Annotated in this window: 14 protein-coding genes and 1 pseudogene; 9 read left to right on the top strand and 6 right to left on the bottom strand. The window is 59.2% G+C overall.

The genetic code is table 11. From position 1 onward, the window contains the following. The 4 genes from RIFP1SYM_RS18195 to RIFP1SYM_RS18810 form a co-directional block, all read left to right on the top strand. Positions 1-232 (top strand): hypothetical protein (locus tag RIFP1SYM_RS18195; RefSeq protein WP_039960371.1); only part of this gene is annotated, 232 nt, incomplete at its 5' end. 643 nt (positions 233-875) lie between these two features. After that, positions 876-1,898 carry an efflux RND transporter periplasmic adaptor subunit gene (locus RIFP1SYM_RS11610; RefSeq protein WP_006475701.1) on the top strand — a complete coding sequence of 341 codons (1,023 nt, stop codon included), beginning with the start codon at positions 876-878 and terminating at the stop codon, positions 1,896-1,898. A gap of 42 nt (positions 1,899-1,940) precedes the next feature. Then, the gene (locus RIFP1SYM_RS11605) at positions 1,941-4,172 is read left to right on the top strand and encodes an efflux RND transporter permease subunit (RefSeq protein WP_005964768.1); all 2,232 of its coding nucleotides are present in this window, start codon (positions 1,941-1,943) and stop codon (positions 4,170-4,172) included. A 55-nt stretch (positions 4,173-4,227) separates the two neighbouring features. Further along, positions 4,228-4,989, top strand: coding sequence for an efflux RND transporter permease subunit (locus RIFP1SYM_RS18810; RefSeq protein ID WP_005964765.1), 762 nt, complete (start codon positions 4,228-4,230; stop codon positions 4,987-4,989). A gap of 15 nt (positions 4,990-5,004) precedes the next feature. On the opposite strand, the gene RIFP1SYM_RS11600 is transcribed toward RIFP1SYM_RS18810, so the two are convergent. The 3 genes from RIFP1SYM_RS11600 to RIFP1SYM_RS11590 form a co-directional block, all read right to left on the bottom strand. After that, positions 5,005-5,745, bottom strand: coding sequence for a lipoprotein intramolecular transacylase Lit (locus RIFP1SYM_RS11600; protein ID WP_138921932.1), 741 nt, complete (start codon positions 5,743-5,745; stop codon positions 5,005-5,007). After that, entirely contained in the window at positions 5,742-6,515 is a 774-nt protein-coding gene (locus RIFP1SYM_RS11595; RefSeq protein ID WP_006475704.1) for a CPBP family glutamic-type intramembrane protease, read from the bottom strand. Before RIFP1SYM_RS11595 ends, RIFP1SYM_RS11600 begins: the two co-directional genes overlap by 4 nt. 172 nt (positions 6,516-6,687) lie before the next feature. Next, positions 6,688-8,331 carry a hypothetical protein gene (locus RIFP1SYM_RS11590; protein WP_005964759.1) on the bottom strand — a complete coding sequence of 548 codons (1,644 nt, stop codon included), beginning with the start codon at positions 8,329-8,331 and terminating at the stop codon, positions 6,688-6,690. A 214-nt stretch (positions 8,332-8,545) separates the two neighbouring features. On the opposite strand from RIFP1SYM_RS11590, the gene RIFP1SYM_RS11585 reads away from it, so the two are divergent. From RIFP1SYM_RS11585 to RIFP1SYM_RS11575, 3 genes are all read left to right on the top strand, one after another. Next, a complete protein-coding gene (locus tag RIFP1SYM_RS11585; protein ID WP_005964757.1) occupies positions 8,546-8,764 on the top strand; it encodes a hypothetical protein in 219 nt (72 codons plus the stop codon). A 239-nt stretch (positions 8,765-9,003) separates the two neighbouring features. Then, positions 9,004-9,912, top strand: a complete 909-nt coding sequence (locus RIFP1SYM_RS11580; RefSeq protein ID WP_005964755.1) for a phospholipase effector Tle1 domain-containing protein — start codon at positions 9,004-9,006, stop codon at positions 9,910-9,912. Between the two features lie 226 nt (positions 9,913-10,138). After that, a complete protein-coding gene (locus tag RIFP1SYM_RS11575) occupies positions 10,139-10,543 on the top strand; it encodes an SCP2 sterol-binding domain-containing protein (protein WP_006475307.1) in 405 nt (134 codons plus the stop codon). Between the two features lie 45 nt (positions 10,544-10,588). On the opposite strand, the gene RIFP1SYM_RS16520 is transcribed toward RIFP1SYM_RS11575, so the two are convergent. The 3 genes from RIFP1SYM_RS16520 to RIFP1SYM_RS11560 all read right to left on the bottom strand — a co-directional run bounded on the left by RIFP1SYM_RS16520 (position 10,589) and on the right by RIFP1SYM_RS11560 (position 18,515). Next, a complete protein-coding gene (locus RIFP1SYM_RS16520; protein ID WP_006475306.1) occupies positions 10,589-13,837 on the bottom strand; it encodes an EAL domain-containing protein in 3,249 nt (1,082 codons plus the stop codon). Between the two features lie 67 nt (positions 13,838-13,904). After that, a complete protein-coding gene (ettA, locus tag RIFP1SYM_RS11565; RefSeq protein WP_005964748.1) occupies positions 13,905-15,572 on the bottom strand; it encodes an energy-dependent translational throttle protein EttA in 1,668 nt (555 codons plus the stop codon). A gap of 342 nt (positions 15,573-15,914) precedes the next feature. Then, positions 15,915-18,515: an EAL domain-containing protein gene (locus RIFP1SYM_RS11560; protein ID WP_240992099.1), complete on the bottom strand. Its 2,601-nt coding sequence runs from the start codon at positions 18,513-18,515 to the stop codon at positions 15,915-15,917. A gap of 480 nt (positions 18,516-18,995) precedes the next feature. Between RIFP1SYM_RS11560 and RIFP1SYM_RS11555 the strand changes: the two genes are divergently transcribed. Together RIFP1SYM_RS11555 and RIFP1SYM_RS11550 are read left to right on the top strand one after the other, a co-directional pair. Further along, positions 18,996-19,529: a flagellar basal body-associated FliL family protein gene (locus RIFP1SYM_RS11555; RefSeq protein WP_006475303.1), complete on the top strand. Its 534-nt coding sequence runs from the start codon at positions 18,996-18,998 to the stop codon at positions 19,527-19,529. Positions 19,530-19,533: 4 nt separating this feature from the next. Continuing rightward, positions 19,534-19,870: pseudogene (locus RIFP1SYM_RS11550) on the top strand (flagellar motor switch protein FliM); the annotation flags it as partial.

The following is a 19,870-nucleotide window of genomic DNA, read 5'->3' as shown; positions in this document are numbered from 1 at the left end:
ACTACCTGAGCCCTTCTTTTTGCTCGAACCCTTTTTCTTACTCGAGCCCTTCTTCTTGCTCGAACCCTTTTTCTTACTCGAGCCTTTCTTTTTACTTGAGCCCTTTTTCTTGCTTGAGCCTTTGCTTTTGCTCGAACCTTTATTATGGGTTGAACTTGCGCTAGAGCCCTTTGATTTGCCTGAACTGCTGCCCTTTGTGCCACTGTTTTTACTCGGGCACTGGCCTTTGTAGTCACCGTGATCCATGTGAGCTTTAACGGCAGATTTCGCAACGCTGATGGTATGAGCATTGCCTGAATTGCTAGAAGGTATATGGCAGATTGTTACTTTGTCATTGGTCTTGTGTTTGCTCGCGTAGGTATTAGGTGATACGACGAGTAAGCTGAGGAAGAGGATTAACAAGATGTGGGTGAGCAGTCGCCCCTTTCTTCGTAAGGAGTGCTGGATAGATGTGGTTGATTTCATAGCTTTGACCCCCAATAGGCTCGATATCAGCCTTTGCTTGATTTTGGTATCGGGATGGGGTCTGACTTCTTAAGCCAATAGGTGTGTGTTAATTCATAAAAATCCTAGTAATACACTTTTGTCGGGGGTTTAAGTCGAACGATTCCTGAGGCAAGGAAGTTACTTCATTTGTTTTGGGCTGTTGCTTCTTCATGGCTATCTTAATAAGGGCATTTAATTCTCAGTGCAGTGTGTTAGGCTTCGGCGGTCTTCGACTTCACTCTCAGCATCTGGAAGCCAAAATGGATACGAAGAATCTGTCATTAGGTCGACTCCCTTTTTTTCTTGCCTTTGCTATGGCAGCTTTAATTGGAGGCTGTAGTGAAGCGCCGCCAACTGCCGAGACGGATCTGGCTAGACCAGTCAAATCGATGATTGTGGCAGCGCCTGAACAAGGGGGTATCCGCAACTTTCCTGGGCGCATCGATGCAGTTAACCGGGCGGAACTCTCTTTTCGGGTGCCGGGCAAGGTGGTGGCAATCAAGTTCAACGAGGGTGATCGGGTGAAAAAAGGCCAGATTCTGGCCCAGCTGGATGCCACCGACTACCGCATTACTCTGAAGGATCGCCAGGCTAGTTTTGACAGTGCGAAGAACGACTTTGAGCGAGCTAAGGATCTGGTGGAGAAAGGGCATATCTCGCGTCGTGATTTCGACAAGCTCGAAGCCACATTCAAGAGTGCATCGGCTGCGCTGGAGCAGGCACAACAGAACCTGCGCTACACCGACCTGCGTGCTCCGTTCGACGGGGTGGTGGCGAAACGCAAAGTCGAGCAGTTTGAAGAGGTGCAGGCAAAACAGCCGGTGCTTTCGCTGCAGGACAGCAGCAGTCTCGAAGTCAAGATCGATGTACCAGAAAATATTATTCTGCGGATTACTCAGGAGCGGGTTGAACGGAATGAAAGTGGACAGATCCCCGTCTGGGCCTCGTTCGATAGCGTGCCGGGGAAAAGATTCGAGCTGAGCTTCAAAGAGATCGCGACCAAAGCTGATCCCAAAACCCAGACCTTCGAGGCGACCTATACCATGCCTGCGCCGCAGGGCCTGGTGGTGTTGCCAGGTATGACAGTCAGCGTCACTGTCGATCTCTCCCGCTCTCTGGACGAGAAAGTGGTTTACTTCGTTCCGGTGAGCGCCATCGGCGGTGATCGGAAGCTCGATCCCCGCGTCTGGGTGGTTGATGAAGAGGCGATGGTGGTACATGAAAAGCAGGTGGAATTGGGGGTGATGAAGGGGGCGAATATTGAAGTTATTTCAGGGCTACAGCCGGGGGATCGGGTCGTGACGGTGGGGGCCGCCTACCTTGCTGAGGGGATGAAGATCAGCTTGATGCAAGAGACAGAGCAGGCTGAGCCTCGGTCGGATGACCTGCAGCTGATGCAGCAGAAACAGTAAGGTGCAATCAGATCGAATCGAACGGACCCGCGGGAATCTGCAATGAACATCGGCGAATATTCAGTCAACAACAAGGTTGTCTCCTGGCTTCTGGTCATCATCATGGTGGCCGGCGGCGTCTACGGCTTCGAGCGGATGGGCAAGCTGGAAGACCCCAACTTCACCATCAAACAGGCCAAGATCATCACCCTCTACCCCGGCGCCACTGCCCAAGAGGTGCAGGATGAGGTGACCTACCACATCGAAGAGGCGGTGCAGCTGATGGGGCAGCTGAAGCGGATCAATATGTCGATCTCCCGGCCCGGCATGTCTGACCTCAGCATTGAGTTCAAGGACGAATACAAGGCCAAGGATTTCCCCGATATCTACGACGAGCTACGACGCAAGATCGCTGACATGAAGCAGAAGCTGCCGCCGGGCGTGCAGGGGCCGCTGATCATCGATGACTTCGGTGACGTCTACGGCGTCTACCTGGCTCTGACGGGGGAGGGCTACACCTATCGCGATCTGAAAGACACTGCAGATGCGCTGAAGAAGCAGCTGGTGCTGGTGCCGGGAGTGAAGAAGATCGTTATCGGCGGCGAGCAGCCGGAGCTGGTCTACGTGGAGATCTCCCGTGCCCGGCTCGGTGAGTTGGGGCTGTCGATGGAGCAGATCACCCAGGTGCTCGCCTCGCAGAACCTGGTGGAAGATGCCGGCAAGGTTCGGGTCGGCGATGATTATATCCGCATCCACCCCAGCGGTGAGTTCGCCTCGGTAAAGGCGATCGGTGACCTGCTGATCAGTTCCAGCGATAAGCGGCTGATCTATCTGAAAGATATCGCGGACATCCGCCGCGCCTACCAGGATGTGCCGTCACGGCTGATCTACTTCAATGGCAAGCCGACCCTGACCCTGGGCATCTCCATGCGCGAGGGGGAAAACGTGGTGGCGGTGGGCGAGGCGTTGGAGAAACGCTTCAATCAGCTGCAGTCGATCATCCCGGTGGGCATGGAGTTGCAGGCGATCTACAACCAGCCAACCGAGGTCGATAACTCGGTGAGTAGTTTTATCGTCAGTGTTGGTCAGGCTCTGGCCATTGTCATCGTTGTGCTGCTGCTCTTCATGGGGCTAACATCGGGCCTGATTATCGGTGCGGTGCTGCTGATTACCGTGGCGGGCACCCTCTTCATCATGCAGCTCTACGGCATCGAACTGCAGCGTATCTCCCTGGGTGCGATGGTGATTGCGCTGGGGATGCTGGTGGATAACGCCATCGTGGTGGCGGAGGGGATGTTGATCCGCATTCAGGGTGGCATGAATGTGGTGAAGGCCGCCGGTGAGGTGGTGGGTAAGAGTATCTGGGCGCTGCTGGGCGGCACTATTATCGGCATCCTCGCCTTCTCCGCGATTGGCCTCTCCACCGACAATACCGGCGAGTTTGCCAGCTCCCTGTTCTACGTGATCCTGATCTCTTTGACCCTCTCCTGGGTCACCGCAGTCAGCACCACGCCGCTGCTCTGCGCACTCTTCATGCGGCCGAAAGCGGATGCAGCCGATGCCGGAAACCCCTACGACAAGGGCCTCTTCAGTGCCTTCCGCGGGGTCTTAAAACAGGTGATCCGGTTTCGCTGGATCACCGTCGGGGTGGTGGTCGGATTGTTCCTGGTTGCCGGCATGGGCTTCGGCTATGTGAAAAACGCCTTCTTTCCCAACGCCAATACACCGATGTTTTTTATCGATATCTGGGAGCCGGAGGGGACAGATATCCGCAAGACCCGCGATGATACCCTGCAGGTGGCCGAGTTCGTCCGCCAGCAGTCTGGGGTGACGAAGACCACCTCCGTCGTCGGTGGTGGTGATGCCCGCTTCTCCCTGGTCTATGAGCCCAAAGAGGCGAGTTCCGCCTATGCGCAGATCATCATTCAGACCGAGCAACTGGAACAGATCGGGCCAATCTGGGAGGCGGTGGCCGACTACATGCGCAACAATCTGCCACAGCTCGACCCGATCATCAAACCGCTGCGCATCGGCCCCGGTCGTGACGGCAAGATCGAGGCCCGTTTCCAGGGGCCAGATCCAGCAGTTTTACGCGGGCTCTCGGAGCAGGCCCAGGCGATCATGCGCGCCGATCCTGAGACCAAAGAGGTGCGTGACGATTGGCGCAGTCCGGTGCAGTTTATTCGCCCGTTGTTCAACGAGCAGGTGGGACGGCAACTCGGTATTACCCGCAAAGATCTGGCGATCGCCTTGAAATCGGCCTTCGAGGGCAAGGATGTAGGGGGTCTATCGTGATGGTATCCGTCTGCTGCCGATCAAACTGCGGCCACCGGCGGATGAGCGGGAAGATGTGGCGAATATCCAAGATATTCGCGTCTGGAGCCCGGCGTTACAGAAGACGGTACCGGTGGCCCAGGTGGTGAGTGGTTTTGAAACCGCGTTTGAGAATACTGTGATCCGTGGCCGTGACCGGATCCAGACCATCATCACCTCCTGTAATCCAACCGGGGAGCTGGCGACACCACTCTTCAATCGTCTCAAGCCGCAGATTGAGGCGGTCGAGTTGCCACCGGGCTACAGCCTCTCTTGGGGCGGTGAGTATGAGGACTCGAAGAATGCCCAGAACGGACTGTTGTCGGTGCTGCCGGTGGGCTTTCTGTTGATGATTCTGACCAGCATCCTGCTGTTTGGCCGACTGCGTCAGCCGCTGATCATCTGGCTCACGGTGCCGTTGGCGATCGTTGGCATCACCGCCGGTCTGTTGGCCTTCAACGGCGCGTTCGATTTTATGGCGTTGCTGGGTGCACTGAGTCTGATCGGGCTGCTGATCAAGAATGCCATCGTGCTGATCGAGGAGATCGACCAGCAGATCGAAGAGGGCAAGCTGCCCCTGACTGCGATCCTCGATGCCACCGTGAGTCGGTTGCGGCCGGTGGCGATGGCCGCCGCCACCACGATTCTCGGCTTGATCCCGCTGCTCTCCGATGTCTTCTTCGTCAATATGTCGATCACCATCATGGCCGGCCTGGGCTTTGCTACCCTGTTGACGCTGCTGTTTGTGCCGGTGCTCTATGCGCTGCTGTTCCGGGTGCCCTATGCCGAAAACGCCTGATCGCAGGTTGTGGCTCTATCCGGTCTGGGTTGGCGCGAGCAGGCGTCGTGCCAGCCACAGCAACAGCAGATAGGCCAGCAGGCTCAGTAGCAGCCAGACCACGGCGATATAGGCGAACAGATTCGGCGCCTGCATCAGCATGCTCATCAGCGAATCCTGATAGTAGAAGAACCACTGGTGTCCCGCCGGGAAGACCCATTCGTGCAGCAGATAGAACAGCCGTTCCGCCCCCATGGCCAGGATCAGCAGCGCCAGGGTCAGCAGTAGAGTCAGCCAGCCGAGCAGCAGCTGCTGACCCCCTGGTAGTCGCCACCTGCCTCGTCGCAGGGCCAACAGCAGGAGCAGGCTGAGGCCGGCGCTGCCCCAGGCCAGTTGCTGGTAGCGATCGATCAGCCGGGCGACATCCACCAGGTGTTGCTGCTCCGGCGGGGTGAGGAAGTGCCCCAGTGGCTGGCCGTCTCGGGCGTGGTAGCGCAGCGCGCCGAGCCCCGCGCCCTGTCGGTGGATGGCCGTCACGATGGCGCTGAAGAGCCTCAGCCGCTCTCTCTTCTCTGTCGTCTCAAAGCCATGACGAAAGCGGTTCTGGGGGGCGTACACCTGGATTGTCTGATCGATCCCCATCCAGTCGTACCAGAGCGGAAACAGGAAGTCGGCCGCTGCCAGCGCCCGCCATGCCAGCAGCGAGGCGACCAGGAACAGGGCCAGTGCCAGCGCTATTCCCAGCAGTCGCTCAGCCACAGGGTGTCCCGTACTCATCCGGGCCACCAGCGCTGGGGTAGGGTGCCGCTGCGGTAGAGCGCCATCAGGTCCATGCCCAGGGCGATGCTGGAGTGGACCGCCACGCCACCCCAGATCGAGCGGGAACGCAGCGCCAGCAGCCCGAGCAGAAGGCCAAAAAAGATCGCCCCGCTCGCCTCCAGCCAGGGTTTGGCGAAGTGGATCATCAGATAGGGCAGCATCATCACAAACAGGGCATTCAGGCCGAAGGCGCGCTGGCAGGCGTGCAGCAGAAAGCCGCGGAAAAAGAACTCAAGAAAGAAGAACTGCAGCAGGTAGATGATCTCCCACGCCAGCAGATCGAAAATGCTGCGTGAGGCCTGCCGATAGAAGGGGTAGTGGGCGAGGAAGTCAGGACGCGCACTGGCGAACCAGGCGAACAGCAGAATCGGCGTGGCCAGGGCGAGGTACCAGAGCCAGAAGCGGCGGGTCTCGGCTAACTGTAGCCCATACTCGTTGGCCGGCTCGCGAAACAACCAGTGGATCACCGCCAACGGGATCAGCAGATAGCCGAGCAGATGCCAGAACCCCCACCAGAGCTGCTTGAAGAGCGGCAAGAACGGGCTGGTGATAAGCGCGGCGGCCAGCCTCTGGCCGGCCTCACCGCTGCCGCGCAACTGCTGCAGGGCGGCAACAAAGACATGGTCGAATTTGAGGTAGTGGATCAGCAGCAGGCAGAAGGCCGCTGTCGATAGTGCGATCGCCGGCTGCCAGTCGAATCTGTCGCTCCTGGTTGCATCGACTTGCATGCGTTGTCGCCAGCGGCATTCCGGCATTCCGGCTTCCCCCTTGGTTGGTTGTCATCGACTGCCGACAACCGAGGCGGGATCCGGCAGATTGAGCTGATGATAACTCCAATCAGCTGTCGTCCCTAGTGCTGGCGGATGCAGTCCACAATCTTTGCGGGCTGCACCCTGCGGGTCAGATCCTCGCCTGAATCCGTGCCAATTGTTCCACCTGCGGACGGTTACGGTAGTCAGGGCTGGGCATGCGTCGCATCGCGCTGGCGGCCGCCCGGTAGTTGTTGAAACTGCCGTAGATCAGCTGATAGTGGTTGCCGCTCTTCAGATAGGCAAGATCCTGCTTCAGGTAGTGGCCGTAGCGATCGGCGATCTTGTAGAGCTGCTGCTTGTTGGCCACATTCGCGAGACGGATCGCATAGTGGTTTGACGGCTGACTGGCAAGCCACTCGGGGCCGTGGATGGTGTTGTCGCTGCCGAATTGGTGCAGCGGTGCGATCGCAACGACCCGGCCATCCAGACTCTCGACGCTGTCCCCCATGTTGGTCAGCTCACTCTTCAGGCGAGTGATCTTCTGCTTCAGAACCTTGACCTGCTGGGCCATCGCCTCACTATCTTGCTGATGAGCGCTGGCGGCGGCGCGCTGTGCGCTCAGCTGCTGCTGTAGGGAGGCAACCTGCTGTGCCATGGCGACCTGCTGTTGTGCATTCAGATCGAACTGCTGAGCAACGCGCTGATCCAGTTTGTTCTCCTGGTACCAGCGGTATTGCTGGTAGCTGGAGAAGACGGCCACCGCGAGTACCACCAGGATCAGGCTGATCCCCAGCATCTTGAAGTGGTGTCGCTCATCCTGGATGACCGAGGCGATACCCTGCTCCTGCTGATTGCTCCGCTCCTGAAGGGCGCCGGTCTTGCTATTCAGCTGGTTGACCGCTTGTGAGAGGCCCTGGCTCTTATTCTCCAGGCTATCGGTGGCGATCTTCAGCTGGTGAGTCTTCTGTCCTAGCTTGCTGGTGGTCTGCTTTATCTCCTCATCCACTGAGTGCAAGGTCTCGATCTGCTGATCGTGGTTTGTCAGACGCTTGCCGGCCTGCTTCAGCCCCTGTTCCAGGGCGCTGGTCTGCTGCGAGAGTTTCTCGCCCATGCTCTCCATCGAGGATTTGAGCTTGCCGGCGACCCGCTCAAGGCTGTCGCTGAGATACTTCGAGACCTCTTCGGTGCGGCGGGAGATGACGTCGTCGCGCTTCTGAGAGGATTGGGAGACCGCGTCGATCTTCTGCTGCAGTTCTTGCTGGGCGGCGGCACTTTCGTCAATGCTGCTCTCGAGGAGCGCAGCCAGCTGCTCCGTCGCCTCGTTCAGTGCCTGGATGCGCTCCAGCTGTGACTGCTGCTCGGCGCGCAAGGCGGCGCTCTCTTCACGGTGCTTCTTTGAGAGCTGTGCAATCTTTGCGGTGAGCTTCTTGCCCAGGGTGAGGGTGGCTCCCTCCTGCTCAGCGATGCTCAGCTCAAGCTTGCTGGCCACCTCGGTGGTGGCGGCGGAGAGCTTGAGAGTATCTTCTGAGAGGGACTGGAAGGCCTGGGTGAAGTCGGAGGAGAGGGCTTGGTTGCGGCTCTCAGCACTATTCAGGGCCTCGCTGAAATCGTGGTTGCTGCTGTCGAGGTGTTGCTGCAGCTGCTGCAGCGTCTCTTCCAGATCCGATATCTTGGTGTTGAAATCCCGCGCCCGGGGTTGTGGCTCTGAATCCTGATCCAGATGGATCAGGTTTTCTGTGGGTGTGGTGATCTCGGTCGTCTCTTCTGAGGCGACAGACTGTTTTGCTGACATGATTTGATCCTCCAGCCTATTTTGTCCGGGTGCAGGTACCAGTCAATGGGAGTAAAATTCGCCCCGGATTCAACAAAGTAGCATATTATGAAATGCGAATATATGGTGTTTTTCAGGCCCGGGGTGAGGTTTTGCTGCTTTGCCGTGTTCAGAAGCGGATCTCCGCGGCTGATCCCTTGGCTGCCGATCCATTGCTAAACGGGAGATAGAGGGTATGGAGTGGTTGGATCAACTGCCGTTGGGGACACTGGCCATCGGCTGTCTGTTATTGGGGTTTGCACCATTTTTTCCGGAACCCCACATCTGGGAGAAGCTGAAGATGCTGCGGGCGGGCACCCTGACGCGGGCCATCGATATCTTTGATCTGCTGTTTCACGCTGCCCCGTTTCTATTGCTGTTGCTGAAGCTGGTGAGGATGGGGATGCAGGACTGACCAGTATCACTGGGATGCTGCATAGGCTTGAAAAACAGCCACTCAATCAGTTCAGCCTCATCGGATTGCCTGATCATAGGGAAGGGCATGTTGGCAGATCCTTGCAGACCATGGATGGCTCTCCTAGGCTTTTAATCGGGAATTAGCTTCATTACACAAAGGTTGATCGTAGACTGAGGTCGGGGATCCGATCTCGCAGAGAGCATCAGAGGCTCCCTAAGGACCAAGAGGATAACATCATGGCAATCTATGCATTCGATGGTACCGGTAACGAAGACAACCCCGGAGAGGGGGAAGACACTAACGTCCTGAAATTTTTTCGCGCCTACGAGGATGCCTACAGTGGGCCTGGGAAGTGCTTTTACGTAGCAGGTGTGGGCACTCGCTATTCTGTGCTCGGGGACCTCTTCGGCAAGATGCTGGGGATCGGTGGCCACCAGCGTATCGGCGAGGCGATGGACCAGCTCGAAGCGAACTTCCGCAACGGCGATTGTGATATCGATATTATTGGATTCAGCCGTGGCGCTGCGCTGGCGTTGGAGTTTGCCAATGATATCCTGGAAGAGGGGGTGAATGGCGAAGAGGCGCCTACGATTCGCTTCATGGGGCTGTGGGAAACGGTCGCTTCGTTCGGCATCCCAGGCAACCGCATCAACCTGGGTTACGACCTTACTCTGCCCTATATCGTGCAGCATTGCTGTCACGCAATCGCACTGGATGAGCGGCGTCAGTTGTTTCCACTGACCCGGGTGGTGCAGGATGCCTATTCGGACCGGGAGCTACGCGATATCCGTGAGGTCTGGTTCCGTGGCTACCATTCTGATGTCGGTGGTGGCAACAATAATGAAGGCCTCTCCAACATTCCGCTCTACTGGATGTACCAACATGCCCAGCGCAATAAGCTGCCGCTGGATGACGCACAAATCAAGAAAGCCAGCGGCGGCAGCGACTCCTGGGCTGAATGCAAGACTCCGGGAATGGATCTGATGGCGAATAAAAAGCGCACTATCTATGCGACAGATCTGGTCCATAACAGCGTTATGCGACGCACCAAGGCCGGGCGGTTTGCTGCAAACAACCCCCCAGTTGGGCTGTGTGTTGTTGATGATGCGGGGGAGATTGTGGGCAAGGGGTTTGAAAAGCCCTGAAGTCTTGTACTCCGTCCCAGATATATCTGGGACGGAGTACAAGCGCTAGGTCCGCTGCGCAAATATCTGTTGGATTGAGGTGCTGTCCAGGCAGCGGGCAGCCTCGGAGGCTGAGTGGCTACAAAATTCCTGTCTGCTGGCATAAAAAGAACTGTTGCGATAAGCCGCCTGGCCTTGGATATAGTCAAGCAGTCTGAATACAACGACTAACCTGAGGATGTCTGGAATGGCTGAACTTTTTTCTGCTGATTGGATGAACGAACTGAAAGATGCCTGGAACGCTGATCCAGAGGTCAAAGACAAGCTGGCCGAGATCGGTTTCAACTCCACCATCACCTGTGGCTTCAAAGACGAAGAAAAGCCCCGTGGCGTGTTTGTGGTGGTGAACGGCGAGTGTGTGAGTGCCGGTGACTACGCTGGCGAGACGATGGATTGGGACATGCGCGCCAGCCGCTCTGACTGGATGAAGTGGGTGGAGAAGGGTATCGGCATGGCCGGTATGGGCACCGCCTTCGCCATGGGCAAGCTGAAGTTCCTGCAGGGCGACTTCAAAGGCATGCTCAAGGATCCGCGCATGGCGGGCCCCTTCATCAAGAGCTTCGGCCTGATGAAGCAGATTGGCGCCGAATAACTGGCCTCCGTAGAAGCGCCGCTTGTGGCGCTTCTACGCTGTGAGCTATAGCCGGAACTCCTTCAGCGGCATCGGCTCCCCAACCCCATAACCCTGCGCATAGTCGACATTTAGCACCCGCAGCTGATTCAGAATAGTCTGATTCTCGGCCCACTCGGCGATCGTCTCCAGCCCCAGGATATGGCCGATCTGGTTGATCGACTCCACCATCGCATAGTCCACCGGGTCGGTGGCCATGTTGCGCACAAAACTGCCGTCGATCTTCAGATAGTCCACCGGTAGCTCCTTGAGGTAACTGTAGGAGGAGAGCCCAGTGCCGAAGTCGTCCAGGGCGAATCGGCAGCCGAAAGATTTCAGACGTTTGATCATTACCTTGACGTGTTCCAGATTGGCCACCGCCGCGGTCTCGGTGATTTCGAAACAGATGCTGCGAAACGGGATCCGCCACTCGTCGAAGAGTCGCTCCAGATAGTTGAGAAAGCCGTCGTCCGAGAGGGAGGTGCCGGAGAGGTTGATGGCGAACAGAAACTCTCCTGTTTGTTGATTCACCTCGGCCCATTGACGCAGGGTCTCCCCCTGGGTAGTGAAGAGTTCGCTGATGATCCAACGGTCGATCGCCGGCATCAGGATGTAACGCTCGGCGGCAGGGATGAAATGATCGGGGACCACCGTATCCCCCGCCTCGTCGATCATCCTCACCAGCACCTCATAGTGGCGCCCATCGGCACCGTTGACCGGCACGATCGGCTGCACATAGAGATGGAAACGCCCCTCCTGTAGCGCCTGATTGATGCCGGCCACCAGGTGCATGTCGCCGTGGTGGCGGACCAGCGCGGTATCGCCAGTGTGGTAGGTATGGAGCCGGTTGCGGCCCTGCTCCTTGGCCATCTGGCAGGCCACATTGGCACTGCTGAGGATGCTCGAGGTGCTCTCATCGCCAGGCTTGAAGCCGAACAGGCCGATGCTGACTGCGACATCGTAGGAGCGCTCCTGCCAGGAGAAGAAAAAACTGCGAATGGTCTGCAGCAGATTGCTGCTGATCGACTCAGCCCGCTCTACCGAACAGTCGGTGAGGATCACGCCAAACTCGTCCCCGCCGACCCGCCCCAGCAGATCAAATCCCTTTAGCTGCGACTTGATAAGGATCGCCAGCTGGCGCAGCAACTCGTCTCCCGCATCATGGCCGCCGGTGTCGTTGACCAGCTTGAACTGGTCGATGTCCATAAAACAGACCACATGATGGGGACGGGGGCTGGCCGGCGTGCTCAGCAGCACCGCCAGGCGGCGCTCCAACTCGGCGCGGTTGAGCAGCCCGGTGAGCACATCGTGCTGCGCCAGATAGGCGAGCCGCTGCTCCGCCTCGCGGGATTCGGAGAGATCTTGCATCAGCAGCAGATAGTGGGGGCGCTGATCCAGCTCGAAGGGGCTGAGGGAGAGACGCAACGGGAACTCATCGCCGTTGCTGCGATAGCCGATCAGCTCGCGGATCCCGCCGTCCTCGGAGAAGCCCCAGTTCGATAGATACCAGGCAAGGGCGTGCTGCTCGCCGGGTGGTGCACTGGCCTCGAACAACTGCTCGAAACCGACCCCGATCAGATCCTCCTCGAGCCGGCCAAACATCATCTCTGCGGCCGGGTTGAAAAGCTGTACCAGACCGTCATCATCGAGCATGGCGATGCCCTCGGTGGCCGCCTCCACCAGGCTCTGCAGCTTCTGCTCGTTGTCGCGCAACGCCTTTAGCGACTGTTCCCGCTCGGTCACGTCGTTAATGATCAGATAGATCAGCTCAGTGTCGCCGGTGGTGACTGGGCCGGCCTGGATCTCCACCTCCCGTTCTCGGCCGGAGGCGAGGCGATGGGTCTCCTGAAAGCTGCTTAGCTGGCCCTGCCGGATCGAGCCGAGCAGCTGGCCCAGTCGCAGCGGTTCTGCCTGGTTGAGGTCATGGAAGCCGAGTGAACGGAGTGTCTCTTCGGGGTATCCGTAGAAGCGGCTGGCGGCGCTATTGGCCTCGATAATGTCGCCACAGGTGGCATCGAGGATCAGTTTGATCGCCTGGTTGGTCTCAAACATCTGCCGGTAGCGCTGCTCTTTCTCACGCAGCACATCAAGCGCGTTGATCTGTTCGGTGATGTTGGTGGCGGTGCCGGTGGCGCCCTCGATCTCGCCCTTCGGGCTGAGGATTGGCAGCGCGTTGAAGCGCATGTGGATATCGCGCCCGTCGCTGGAGGCCAGCCGGGTGATATGGTTTTTCCAGGCGTGGCCGCTGAGTAGGTTGCGCAGCGCCTTGAACTGGTTTTGCAGCTCATCGTCGGGGACGAACTCCAGCAGTGGGCGGCCGATCATCTCTTCTGCGTTCAAGCCAAGGATCGGCCAGGCGGAGTCGTTGATCTGGGTGAGGTAGCCCTTGCGGTCGATCGACCAGATCAGATCTTCAGAGGTCTCGAGCAGGTTACGGTAACGTTGCTCTGTGTGGCTGCGCTGGCGCTCTAGGATCATCCAGCGCCGATAGAGCAGCAGGCTCAGGATGCTGCTGAATATAAACAGTAGCAGTGCCTGGCCGGCGCTCCTGTCGAGTAGCGTCAGATCGGGCCGGGGTTGGGCGACGATGCGCCAGCCGATGTCTGGGATGGTGCTGTGGAGCGCCGGCACCGGGTCTGGGGCACCGCCATTGCCAGCCTCCAGCGGCGAGGCTGGTGGTAGCAGCTGCAGCTGATAGCCAGTCAGCTGTTCGTTGTTGATGATGCGGCAGAGTGGGCGGCAGAGGAAATGCACGGTAAGCACGCCGCTGCCTGCGCCTGAGCGATGCCAGGGCACCATGATCTCAAAGTTGTAGCGTTCGCCATTGCGCAATAGCAGGATCGGTTGCTGGCGTCCCAGGATGAACTGCTTCAGGGTATAGGTGTGTTGGTCATCGAGAAGTTCGTCACTATTGCCGGAGAGTGGTTTGCCGGCGCTATCGGTAAGCAGAAAGCTCTCCATGTCGGGGAATTGCAGCTGTAGTCGTTTGTGCAAGCGTTGGTGTTGTGGATCATTGACGTTTGTGACGGCAACTTCGGCCAACAAGGCCCGCTCCTGTTGGACGAACAGGGCTAGGTTGGCGTGGAAGTTACGCAGCTGTAGGGTGATCTCACGGGCGCCACTGCGGACCGCCTGTTGCGCGAGCTTTTGGCGGTGGGCATGGTGCTCTTGGTGCTCGTGCCAGACGTAGTAACTGAGCATTGAGGCGAGCATCAGTAGGGTGAGGATGACGAATTGAAAACTCGGCTGCTGCCTCAGATGATGCTGTGTCGACAAGGGGGTATCCTCCGCACCGGGCGGGGCTTCTGGCCCCAGCCCAGGTGCGAGACGCTGCGGTCCGATCTCATCCTGAGAGCCGTTTGTATTTGATTCGGTGTGGCTCGATTGCTGCTTCTCCGAGGCGGCGCTTCTTATCCTCCTCGTAGTCCTGGAAGTTGCCCTCAAACCAGACCGTCTGACCCTCATCTTCGAAGGCGAGGATGTGGGTGGCGATGCGGTCGAGGAACCAGCGGTCATGGCTGATCACTACCACGCAGCCGGGGAAGGCGAGCAGCGCCTCTTCCAGGGCGCGCAGGGTCTCCACGTCGAGGTCGTTGGTGGGCTCGTCGAGCAGCAGCAGGTTGCCGCCGCGCTGCAGCAGCTTCGCCAGGTGCAGGCGGTTGCGCTCACCGCCGGAGAGGTCGCCGACCCGCTTCTGCTGATCGCTGCCCCTGAAATTGAAGCGGCTCAGCCAGGCCCTGGAGTTGAACTCATAGCGTCCGACGGTGATGATGTCGCGGCCGTCGGAGATCTCTTCCCAGGCGGTCTTGCTGCCGTCCAGGGCGTCGCGGGATTGATCAACGTAGGCGATCTCGACACTCGGACCGATGCGCAGTTCGCCGCCATCGGGCTGCTCCTCGCCGGTGAGCATGCGGAACAGGGTGGTCTTGCCGGCGCCGTTGGGGCCGATGATGCCGACGATGCCGCCCCGTGGCAGATTGAAGCTAAGCTCATCGTAGAGCACTCGGTCGCCGTAGGCCTTCTTCAGCTGGTTGGCCTCGATCACCAGCTCGCCGAGGCGCTCGCCGGGCGGGATGTAGATCTCGTTGGTTTCGTTGCGGGCCTGGAACTCTTGGCTCTGCAACTCCTCGAAGCGTGCCAGACGTGCCTTGCTCTTGGCGTGGCGCCCCTTGGGGTTGGAGCGTACCCACTCCAGCTCGTGTTTCATGCTCTTGACCCGGGCCGCCTCGCTCTTCTGCTCCTGCTCCAGGCGCGCCTCCTTCTGCTCCAGCCAGGAGGAGTAGTTGCCCTCCCAGGGGATGCCGTAGCCCCGGTCCAACTCCAGGATCCAGCCCGCCACGTTGTCGAGGAAGTAGCGGTCATGGGTCACCGCTACCACGGTGCCGCTGTATTCGTGCAGGAAGCGCTCCAACCAGGCCACCGACTCGGCGTCGAGATGGTTGGTCGGCTCGTCCAGCAGCAGCATGTCGGGCTTCTCCAGCAGCAGCTTGCACAGTGCCACCCGCCGCCGCTCGCCGCCGGAGAGGGTGCTCACGTCGGCCTCCCAGGGCGGCAGCCGCAGCGCGTCGGCGGCGATCTCTAGCTGGCGCTCGATGTTGTGGCCGTCGCTGGTTTGGATGATGTTCTCCAGCTCCGCCTGCTCCTTGGCCAGGGCGTCGAAATCGGCATCGGGCTCGGCGTAGGCGGCGTAGACTTCATCGAGACGGGTTAGCGCCCGCTTCACCTCGCCCAGCGCCTCCTCCAGGTTGCCGCGCACATCTTTGCTCTCGTCGAGCTGAGGCTCCTGGGGCAGATAACCGATCCGGGTCCCCGGCTGGGGCCGCGCCTCCCCCTCGATATCGGTATCGATCCCGGCCATGATTCGCAGCAGGGTCGACTTGCCTGAGCCGTTGAGACCCAGCACGCCGATCTTGGCGCCAGGAAAGAAAGAGAGGGAGATATCGCGCAGGATCTCGCGCTTGGGCGGGACGATCTTGCCCACCCGGTTCATGGTGTAGATGTATTGGGCCATGGTCTCGGTCTTGGATTCCAGAAAAGAGAAAGGACAGGCGACGATTTTCGCACAAATCGGCGGCGGGCATCACCAGAGATGTAGGTTGGGGGGAGGAACAAATCCCAACTGGTGCCTGCCGCCAGCCACTCACCTGTAGGTCCGGCTTCAGCCGCACTTGTTTGTCCGGCTAAAGTCGCACCTACGAGGGTCCGATTATCCTTGTCACACCGCTCTGCGGTGTGGCGTACCTTAAGCATTCTTACCGAGGCCAGCTTGATCCTGCATGAGCTGTCGAGGCTGGACAAGGGGGAGATCATCCCGCTTCCCTCCGAGGAATCCGCAGCGGAGCTGGCGGGGATATCACCCAGTGGTGCACAGTGGTAATTTGCAGGCCTGCAGCAACTCATCGACCTCCTCCCGGGGTACCGGGTGCGAGTAGTAGAACCCCTGTCCCAACTGACAGCCCATGGCGGCTAGGGCCTGGGCCTGGGCCTCGGTTTCGATACCCTCGGCCACCACCTCCATTTGGAACCCATGGGCGATGCGGATAATGCTCGCCACCAGTGCGGACTGGGCGGTGTCATTCAGGAAACCAGCGACGAAACTGCGGTCGATCTTGAGCACCTGGGCTGGCAGGCGGTGGAGATAGGCCAGTGAGGAATAACCGGTTCCAAAGTCGTCCAGAGCGACCTTGAAGCCCATCCCACGCAGGCGATTCAGCACCTGTCCCGCGGATTCGGGGTCGCGCAGCAGTAGGCTCTCAGTGATCTCTAGACGAATCTGCTCCGGCCTCACTCCGGCCGCCTTAGTGGTAGACAACAGACAGTCCATGAAATCACCTTGGGCAAAATGCTTGCAGGAGAGGTTCACCGCCAGATGGAGACTATCCATGGTGTCTGTGGCAAAGCGGCTGCGCCAGTCCACTAGGGCCGCGCAGGCCTGCTCCAGCATGTGGCGGTCGATGTCGCGCACTATCCCGGCCTCTTCCGCGGCGGGAATGAATTCCCCCAGGGAGATTATGCCTCGCTCGGGGTGGCGCCAGCGCGCTAGTACCTCGAAGCCGAGGATGGTCCCGTCGGTCAAGTCCACGATGGGTTGGTACCAGGCCTCGATCTGGCCCTCGACAACGGCGGCCCGCAGGTCCTGCTCCAAGGTCAGGACTTGCTGTGCGGCACTGTGCATCCCCACATCAAAGATCACGGTACGCCCCGTGCCCTCGGCTTTGGCCTGGTACATCGCGGTGTCGGCGTCGCGCAGCAGGCCATCGGGGCTTAGCTCCAGGGTATCGGTGAAGGCGATACCGATACTGGTGGAGGTGGTCACCCTGCGTCCATCAAGATTAAACGACTCTTCCAAGGCACGATGGATACGCTCGGCGATATGGGTGACGGTGGCTGGGTTAGCGACCTCTTCCAGCAACACTGTGAACTCGTCCCCTCCTAGGCGCGCCACGGTGTCCTGGGGGCGGACGCAGCCTGCAATGCGTCGCGCCGCCTCGCTTAGCAGCCGGTCCCCATGATCGTGCCCCAAGGCATCATTGATGGTTTTGAAGCGATCCAGGTCGAGAAACATCACCGCCGAAAGGACTTCCCCTTGACCTCGTCCCCCCCCCAAATGATGGCGCAGGCGATCCAGGAACAGACTACGGTTGGGCAGGCCGGTCAGCTCATCGTAAAAGGCCTGGTGCTCCAGACTCTGGCGGGCGAGATGGCGCTCAATCAGATTGCCGAGGATGTCGGCCACCGAGGTTAGGAAGAGCTGCTCCTGCTGGTCCCGGACATGACCCTCGGCGATATAGAGAGTAAATACGCCAAGCAGGCGTTCGCCGCTGTGGATGGGCATGCAGTAGTGGCCGTGGGCAGTCATGTTGGGATAACGGGTCTCGTGGCGCTCGTCCACGCAACCCGCGAACACCAGCTCGCGCGTGCTTGCGGCCCGCCCGCAGAGGCAGTGGCCGAAGGAGATCTGGGCGCAGGCATCGAGCAAAACGGGGGCCAGCCCTACCTGTGCAGCCATGTGCAGGCTCTCAGTCTCGGGATCCGCCAGGAACACCGCCCCCCTGGGCTCCAGGTCGGCCAGGGAGCTACGCGTGGTCACCTCCAGGATGCGGTGCAGACGCGATTCGAAGGGCATCTCCGCGAGGGAGATCTCGAGGATATCGCCCAAGGTGCGCTCATTGTCCAGTTCGCGCTTCAGTTTGCCCTCCATGGCCACACGCTGCCGTGCCCATCGCCCGGTCAGGACGTAGCCCCAGATGCCTCCCCCCAGCCCGAGGAACCAGATCAGGCCATAACCCAGCCAGACGCCCATGCGCTGTCGGGCCATGATTGCCTGCAAGGGGTCCAGGGGCACCCTCACCGAGAGTCCACCGAGGATTTCGCCGGTCTTCACGCCCTGTCCTCGATGGCAGTCCAGGCACTCTGCCGAGGCGATGCGTGGTCGCAGTTCGCGCCACCAACGTTTGCCCTCCTCGACTACCATCTCCCCCCACTCCGATGCTCCGGAGCGAATGCGACGCAGGGCCTCTCGCTCCCAGGTGTCTGGGGCATTTTTTTCGGATAGGGGATCGATGGCGACGGCCCGCACCCGCACCCGGTCACGGCCCGGCGTCATCTCGTCTACCAACCTGATCAGGTAGGAGGAGTTCACCAGGGTGAGTGTTCCGCTATTTGGACCAGGGATGTCCCGGTAGGAGAGGTGGGCGAGGTAGGGGTTGGGCTCCACCCCCTTGGCCACGGGTACGTAGATCCCACCGACATGGGTTACGAAATAGCGCATGGCGGCCTGGGTTTCCAGTGCCGCTCGCGCCTGATTGCGCCCTTCGTCCAACAGAACCCCCCCCTGCTGCCACAGGTTCCAGGCCAGGGTCCCACCGAGCGCGAGGGTCCAGAGCATCGCTGCGGCGAAACCCAAGATACGGCGGCGTTTAGTGGAAACTCGTAAGGAAGGATCGTTGGTCATAATGTCGACTGCTCGGCTGGGCATCCCTTACTTTGACTGAATGTTATGAGCTAGCGGCATGGCGTGGCACGCAGCTCTCGAGACTCACAACCGCCCAGTGTGGATGATGAGGTATAGGATGTCCATTCCCAGAGATGAGTAGGGATTCAGGCACGAGTATTGATCAAAAGGGTCGATGAGATAATTGTCTCTCGCTTTTGTTGATGGTTAATACGCTTCCATCATGGTGCATTGTGACGCCGGTTAGGAAGTGGGGGGAGGCCATCTCATCGACTCCCTTACCCTGAAGCCTGACCTATAGGCGGGAGCGCCGTTTGTTGGTGGCCGACCCTGCCGTTATTTTGCCGGTCGTCCACGCATCTCTTGTCAATAAACCGGCATTGGCGGCCATGCTTTGTCTAACTCCATGACAAATCCACTAATTCTCTGCTGGCACTCATTTTGCATCTGGATTGTCGAAACAATCTTGGGGAGTGGGCAATGGCCAAAGATGCGGCAAAAGAGGATCTGGAGCTGGGCGATGAGAAGCCCGGCAAGAAGAAGCTGATCATCATCATCGCGGTGGCGACGGTATTGCTGTTGGGTGGTGGTGCGGCGGCCTATTTTCTGCTGATGGGTGATGAGGCGCCGACAGAGGAAGAGGTGGCGCAGGAGCAGGAACAGGCCAAGGAGGAGGAGCCTGCAGCGGAGGTCGAGAAGGGGCCGCCGCAGTATCACGCCCTCGATCCGGTGTTTGTCGTCAATCTTCCGGGCAAGCCGAGCCTGATACAGGTCGGCGTGACCGTGCGGGTGCGCAGCGACCAGATGGTCGAGTTTCTCAAGCATAACGACCCGATGATTCGCCACCACTTTCTTGACCTGCTTGGAGCGAAGGATGGCAAGGTGCTGAAGAACCGCGAGGCGAAGGAGGCGCTGCAGCGGGAGATGCTCGACAAGCTCAACGGCATCGTCAAGGAGCTGGATGGACCGGGCGAGGTCGAGGCCCTCTATTTCACCAACTTTGTGATGCAGTGATCTGATGAGTACCAACGATCTGCTCTCACAAGAAGAGATCGATGCCCTGCTACATGGCGTCGACAGCGGCGATGTGAGCACCGAGGCCGAGGTCGAGGTGGATGCTGGGGGGATCTCGAGTTACGACTTCGCCAGTCAAGACAGGATCGTGCGTGGGCGTCTTCCGACCCTGGAGATGATCAACGAGCGTTTTGCTCGCCACTTCCGCACCAGTCTTTTCAATATGCTGCGCCGCTCCGCAGATATCTCAGTCTCCGGGGTGCAGATGCAGAAGTTCTCCGAGTTCGTCCACAGCCTGTTTGTGCCGACCAGCCTGAACATCGTGCGCATGCGTCCGCTGC

It is taken from the genome of endosymbiont of Riftia pachyptila (vent Ph05), from assembly GCF_000224455.1.
Lineage (GTDB): Bacteria > Pseudomonadota > Gammaproteobacteria > Chromatiales > Chromatiaceae > Endoriftia > Endoriftia persephonae.
This window is presented reverse-complemented; position numbering and strand designations above follow the sequence as displayed.